Origin of the sequence: Kluyvera sp. Awk 3 (assembly GCF_028069715.1) — a bacterium.
Lineage (GTDB): Bacteria > Pseudomonadota > Gammaproteobacteria > Enterobacterales > Enterobacteriaceae > Kluyvera > Kluyvera georgiana_A.
Genome location: NZ_JANEWH010000197.1, coordinates 1 through 6,554, shown reverse-complemented (window position 1 = coordinate 6,554; position 6,554 = coordinate 1). Strand labels below are relative to the sequence as shown.

General features: G+C 50.9%; 4 protein-coding genes. All 4 read right to left on the bottom strand.

Going from position 1 to position 6,554, the window contains the following annotated elements; translation table 11 throughout:
- Positions 1-4: 4 nt before the first annotated feature.
- The 4 genes from NNN71_RS23200 to NNN71_RS23185 all read right to left on the bottom strand — a co-directional run bounded on the left by NNN71_RS23200 (position 5) and on the right by NNN71_RS23185 (position 6,226).
- Positions 5-1,252, bottom strand: a complete 1,248-nt coding sequence (locus tag NNN71_RS23200; protein ID WP_271459453.1) for a capsule biosynthesis protein — start codon at positions 1,250-1,252, stop codon at positions 5-7.
- 18 nt (positions 1,253-1,270) lie between these two features.
- Positions 1,271-3,292, bottom strand: coding sequence for a capsular polysaccharide biosynthesis protein (locus tag NNN71_RS23195; protein WP_271459452.1), 2,022 nt, complete (start codon positions 3,290-3,292; stop codon positions 1,271-1,273).
- Positions 3,293-3,354: 62 nt separating this feature from the next.
- Positions 3,355-5,025 carry a polysaccharide biosynthesis/export family protein gene (locus tag NNN71_RS23190; protein ID WP_167576912.1) on the bottom strand — a complete coding sequence of 557 codons (1,671 nt, stop codon included), beginning with the start codon at positions 5,023-5,025 and terminating at the stop codon, positions 3,355-3,357.
- A 31-nt stretch (positions 5,026-5,056) separates the two neighbouring features.
- The gene (locus NNN71_RS23185; protein WP_271459451.1) at positions 5,057-6,226 is read right to left on the bottom strand and encodes a capsule biosynthesis protein; all 1,170 of its coding nucleotides are present in this window, start codon (positions 6,224-6,226) and stop codon (positions 5,057-5,059) included.
- Between the last annotated feature and the right edge of the window lie 328 nt (positions 6,227-6,554).

Below are 6,554 nucleotides of genomic sequence, written 5' to 3'. Positions count from 1 at the left end.
TTATTTACTGCAAAAACCACTTCCCATCCATAACCTCTCCCTTATGAGTCACCTGATACTGCACCATCTCAGGTGACTTCTTCCCGTAAAACACAGCATTGATCTGTGTATTTGCCCGCAAATACAGGCTAAATTTTTTGAACAGGCGAGCATCAGGCTTAAAATTGGCACTCCAGTACTGATTCAAATGCCCCTGATAGGTTAACCCTTTAATGTCATACAACGCCCGTCCCATTACTTTCAGCGGCTTGTTGTGGATCAACGCAGAAATGCCGGCGGTGCTGTTAATGGTGATAACCGCTTTTGCATACGTCAGCATTTTCGGCATCGGCAGGTCGTGCACATAAATTACCCGATTACTGACACCATACTGTTTCCCCAACTTTTTGATTAATGGCCCATATAAACGATGTCCACGATCCATCGGATGATGTTTAAACACCAGAAAATCCGTCGGTGATGCCTTTCTTGAGAAAGAGTACATCACGTCATTGATGTAATTACGCACGTCCTTATACGGACTATGGTGACGAATCTGGCTATCGTTATAAACCTGCAAAATCGCCAAAAAGTAGCGCTTATCGAGTTTGGTTTTCAGCAGCTCCATTACATGCCGTTCTTTATAGCGGTACCATTGCTTTCGCCAGCCGGCGCGGATCCAGCATTTACCTTCATACCATGGGGAAAAAACCTTATGGTGTCGATATAGAGGAAACTGATCCCGGTGATACCAGCTCACCAGGTAATACCATATCGCGTGCCAGATGCGCAGTTTGGTTGAGGGCTTTAGGCTTTGTACCTCAAGTTCGGGTTGCTCAGGCAAATGGCGGTAGAATTCCGGATCTCGGGGAAGAGAGGAGTAGGCATTAACGCCGCCGCTTTCCAGGGTAATAAAGTGCGGCCGCAGATAGCCTTCTTCGAATGCCAGAAAGCGTACCCCTTTGGCCTGCGCCCAGCGTTTTGCCGCCTGGTGCAGCTGGCGGCAGTCGCCAAAGCAAAGGATGGTGTCGAAGGGATATTCCTGCCACGTCTCTTTTAACCAGTGTGGAAACTCTTTCGGTGTCTGCTGGTATGTCAGATATGCGCGCTTTCGACAGTAAAAACGATCGCCGGCGTTAAACACGACGTTTTTCGCTTCACGCCCCTGGGATTCCAGCCACTCGGCCATATCGTTGAAGAACGGCCCCATAGGTCCCTGCAAGAGCAGATAACGTTTCCCTGAGAGGAGGGTAGTGATCGTATTACTGTTCATGGAGAATCCTTCTCTACGTTAGTTCTTCATCGCTTTAAGTAACATTTGCAGCTTACGGCCCTGTCGCTGCAGGTACTGCCCTGAACCTCGTTTGGTTGCCAGGTTCTGTCTTTTTTGCGCAAGCAGCCAGTCCATCGCCATTTCGGGCGAGATACACTGCTTAGACTCTGGATGGATGTAGGTGGGGTAGCTTATGAGCGTCTGGTATAAAAGATCGTAAATCGTCAGGCGACGCTGACGACGTTCGCAGGAGTATTCATCAGTCGTGAGTCCCCAGCCGGCATAGAAGGGCATGCCGTAGCAAAACACGTTTTTGCCGTGCATCAGGGCTTCAAACCCTGAAAGGGACGTCATCGTATGAACTTCATCCACCTGCTGAATACATTCAATAACATCGGCATCCAGTGCGATGCAGTCAGCGAGATGATACATTTCTTCGTCAGAAATATGGCCGGGACGGTTACCGACCAGAACGTCCGGATGTGGCTTGTAGATAATAAACGTATCGGGGTTGCGCTCCCGCACGGTGTGCAGCAGAGTCAGGTTGCTTCTGATTGTTGTGGTGCCACGGGCAATAGAAGCATCGTTCTCAACCTGTCCGGTCACCAGCAGTGTGCGCTTGCCTGCCGCATTGGGCGGAAGCTTCCAGCTAGCCCCCAGGTTATATTTACTCAGCTTGCTTGCGATAAGCTTTTGCCATAATGCTTGTGCTCGCTGCTGCTGTTCCGCCGTTAATTGCGAATGATTGAGCAAGTTTTCGAGATCGCTGGGTCGACTGGCATCGTAATAAATACCACTTTTGTCCAGGACCAGTGACAGCGGTGGCTGTAAATCTGAGCCCAGGCCGGAAGAACGCAGGAAGCCATCCTCCATTCGCCACACTGGAATATCGTGCTGTGCGGCCTTCTGCCGCCAGCGCTGTTCACCTTTGACTCCCCAAACGACGCAAACGCTGGCTTCTCGTCCTTTATGCGAGAAATCAACGCTGTTGCCTGATGTTTTCAGGAAAGGTTTAACGATGCTGCTTTTCCATAGCGTCATGCCTGGCGCCCATAGCTGACCACTTCGAGTCAGCAGGTATTGGCGCTGCATGCGCAGATAATCAAGTACATCGAACAACGTGCCTGGCTGTCCGGTGTAGGGATCGACGTAGCGAGTGTATTTTAACCATGCGGCAGCGACCAGCGCGCTCAGTGGCGCAGGGCCGCGGCGTGCTGCGATTTTGTTGGCCTGAGGGTGTCTATCATCAGTGAGCCCCCATCCCGCATACCATGGCAGACCGAAGCAAACGACTTTTTTCCCGGCCATGAGCGCTTCAATACCGTACTGGGACGTGACGGTATACACATGAGAAACCCGCCGTAGCAGGGACTGTGGGCTAAAATCTTTGGTGATTAACCGAATGCGTGGATCGGTGGTTAGCGATTCAAAATAGCCTTTCTTTTTGCCGGTCAGAACGTCCGGGTGTGTTTTCACCCAAATTTCACCGTGGGGATGTTCTTTCTTGGCGCAGGAAAGCATGGCGGCAAACTGGTGTTCGGTTGCGCCACCGAGCATAACGGAGACATCACCATAGGTCTGGTCAACGACCAACGTGACTTCCGAATGGTGTCTTTCCTTGAACTGCGGGGCATGGTTGTATTTGGACAGATCGTTCTCGACGATAAATGCTGTCGCACGTAGCGCCTCATCCTGTAAGCTCGGGGCGGTTGTTTCCTGTTGGATCAGTATTTCGAGTCGGCTAGGCCGGCGAGCATCGTAGTAAATCCCAAGATCGTCAACGATCATGCTTAACGGTGGCGCGCCGTTAATGCCAAGCCCCATCGAGCGCGTAAAGCCATCTTCCAGTCGTAATACCGGAACACCGGCTTTTTGCGCCCGTTCGATCGGGCGCTGTGCCGAAGGGCGTTCTCCCCAAACGGCAATGGCGTGCACTTCGTCAGACAATGTGGAAAAACAGGAGAGCTTCCTGCACTCTTCGCCTAAAAAGCTTTGAAGGTGCGGGATCTGCCAGATACCTGAAGAGTAGATGCCTATCATCCTGAACGGCTTCCATGTTGGTGTTCTGTTGGTGGCGGAGTTTCTCCGCCACGCCCCTGTTGTTACAAATCCAGAATGACTTTCGCTGCCACAGCCATCTGGTAAAGAATGGTGGAAATGCCGCGCGTGACTTCCAGGTTCTTGGTTTCGTACTTCGGCAGTACCATGATTTCATCACCCGGACGAATGTCATCGACGTCGTCAGCATCCACCGCGGAGCCATCCTGATGGATGACGATAATTTTTGACTGCCCGGATTTTTGCGTCAGGCCACCACATTTCTCAATGTAATCATCCACATCGAGCTTTTGCTCCCAGGAGATGGCGTTGGGGAATAGCACTGAGCCGTGGATCATCACCAGCGACGTTTTTTCCGGGATGGTAATGACATCGCCATCTTCCAGAATCACGCTGTCGAGATTGCTTTCGTTAAGCACGACCTGGCCCTTCGGCACTACGTTGCGCGCTTTAGCAACGAAGCGGCTGACCAGCTGCGCTTCCTGTACGCGCAGGCGAGCTTCTTCCTGGGTAGCTGACTGTGAGGAGAGGGAGGCTTCTTCCAGCTTCTGCAAAGAGGTGTTGAGCATCTCTTTCTGGCGTACCGCGACCGAGTGGCGATACAGCTGGATGCTGCTGAGCTGCGACATGCTGTTGGTTTTTAGCTGCGCCAGCACCTGTTTCATCGTCGAACCGTACGGCAGTACCACCGCGTGTTCTCCGGAGTGCGCGCCTTCAATCCGTACCTGGATGGTACCGGCGTAGCGGTCTGAACTGATGATCAGCTTGTCGCCGTCCTGCAGCATTTTCCCCGCAGCGCTACTGAGCGGATAATACTCCGTCCGTTTCATCGCTCCCTGCTGGCGGATGATGGTAAAGTGCGTCGCGCCTGGTTTTGGCCGTGACCATGCCAGCGCTTCTGTGACGGGGATGCTGCTGTCATGGAATTCGAAGTCATAGCTGTTATAGACGTCGCCTTCAACGCTGAAGGTGTACTGACGGGGGCCAACGACGATAGTGTCGCCGTCAGCGAACTGCGACAGGTTTAGCGAGCCGTTGAGCAGGAAATCGTACAGGTTAATGTGCGAACGCACGGTTTTACCACGTTTCACGGTGATATCGACGTAGCTTCCGCGATCGCTATCTACGCCACCCGCTTTGCTCAGATAAGAGAGCAGAGAATCGGAGGCCACGCCGCCGTACAGCCCCGGATTTCTCACGTAGCCAGTGACGAACACTTTTACCGGCTGAGCCTGTAGCAAAGAGGCATATACGTTAACGTTAGACTGATATACCTCTTTAATTTTAGTCGTCACCAGGCTGTTAAGCTGGCCGTTGCTGACGCCGTTGACCTTTAACGGCCCGACATTAGGGACGAAAATATTCCCTTTCGGATCGACGGTCAGCGCGCCGTCAAAATTAAACGCACCCCAGAGTCGAATCTGGATGGTGTCGCCTAATCCGATGATATAGCCCGGATTAAAACCAATGCTGGTACCACTGTCGGCGGTGGAACCATTAAATAGCTGCGCACCAAACATACGGCTTAGCGGCGGCGCGGGCAGTGCGATCGGCGTATTGTCGAATCCGTTACTATCGGTGCTCTGTGCTTTTGCTGCCAGCAGTTGAGGCAGTCCAGCGGCCCCTGTCAACTGCGGATCGGCGGTAATTCCCACCGCCAGCGCCTGACAGGATTGCAGGATACTCAATACAAGAATCGTTTTAACTAATTTCATAATAGACTCTGTTAATGATATTGGCGGTTAATTAGTCTTTGTGATCTTCAATAATGGCGATCAATAATTTGGCCGTGCCAAAGAGCAGACAACACACCAATAACCAGCTGGCTAAAAGATACGGCACGTTCGGGAAACGCGATTCTTGCGGTAGCTGCGGCGAGCTAATGACAGACAGCGTTTTTAATTTTCGCGCACTTTCCAGTCGGGTTTTTTCGATAGCCTGCAGTGCGAGCGCATACAGGTCGTTATCAAATTTCACCGTAGTTTTAAGATCTTCAAAATCTGCCGCCATGCTGTTGAGTTTTTTGCCGTCCGGTGCGGTAATTTTGTTTTGCTCAACGTCAATCTGCGCTTGTAACGATTTAATCGCATTTTTAGTACTGACCACCTGCGGGGCATCTTCGCGTAAATAGGTCAGCAGGTTGCGCAGGTCGGCTTCCATCTCAATCTTTTTGGCAATCAGCGTGTTGACCAGCGTGGTTGCTGCTTCAGCGGAGGCGGCAGGGTCCAGCACGTTATTACTGTTCTGATAGGCCAGAAGCTGGCTCTTGCTGGTGTTCAGACGCGCCTTTGTTTCTTCTAACTGCTGCTCGGCAAACTGCATTTGCTCGCGGGCGATCCGATGCGATAGCTCGTTAATAAAGCGCTCGGACTCCTTCAGCACCGCCTGGTTAAACGCCTGGGCGAACTCAGGGGTAAAGCCCTGTGTCTGAATCGACAGTAGCCCGGTTTTCTCGTCGTAGTCGACGGTCAGGCGAGAACGGTAGTACTCAAGGTAGCGTTCAGCGGTAATGTCGGCAGGCAAATGGAACAGAAAATCCCAGCCGCTTTGACTAAACGCCTGATGGAAATCGAGTTTCTTATCGAGCGTTTGCAGCATATCCGGCGAGTTGATGTACTCTTTCAGGTACAGCGAATCTTCGGCGGAAGAGGGGTTAGATGCCCCCAGCAGCAGGCCGAAATTAAGGCTGGAACTGTCGAGATCGTTAGGGCGCTTGACCGCGACCTTAGACTCGCTGACGTAGCGGGGCTGGCTGAAAATCACCAGATAAATAATCAGCAAACACATTGGTGCCGCGATAACCGCTTTCCATAGGTGACGCTGAATATCGATTTGCCGGATTTTTTTTAACGCCGCGCGGGCCAGTTTTTTTTTCCTGGCAATAAAGCGGCTGGACAGTACATTATTTATTTTCATGAGCTATTCAGTGAGCTTAATTAATATGGTGAATAGATTTTCTTGAAATGATGAATAGGGCTATCCGCACCATTTATTTCGCTTGTTAAATCTGAATGTCGCACGATAGATAAGGTGATAAAACATCGCATTCCTTTATGTATATATCAATATACGTTTTTATATTCGATGGATTCCTGTCCATGAATAACTATCATGAATTATGGCAAGGCCTGATTCATGCGGCATTTTTAGCACAGTCGTTAAAGCATCACAATAGTGATTATATATGACGGGATTTTCTTAATAGGGTTGTATTTGATTGAGCTATATATAGGCGAAGGATAGG

Excerpts from the sequence above, each read along its gene's own strand:
- NNN71_RS23195 (WP_271459452.1), bottom strand. The coding sequence starts at position 3,292 with ATGATAGGCATCTACTCTTCAGGTATCTGGCAGATCCCGCACCTTCAA.
- NNN71_RS23185 (WP_271459451.1), bottom strand. The coding sequence starts at position 6,226 with ATGAAAATAAATAATGTACTGTCCAGCCGCTTTATTGCCAGGAAAAAA.
- NNN71_RS23200 (WP_271459453.1), bottom strand. The coding sequence starts at position 1,252 with ATGAACAGTAATACGATCACTACCCTCCTCTCAGGGAAACGTTATCTG.
- NNN71_RS23190 (WP_167576912.1), bottom strand. The coding sequence starts at position 5,025 with ATGAAATTAGTTAAAACGATTCTTGTATTGAGTATCCTGCAATCCTGT.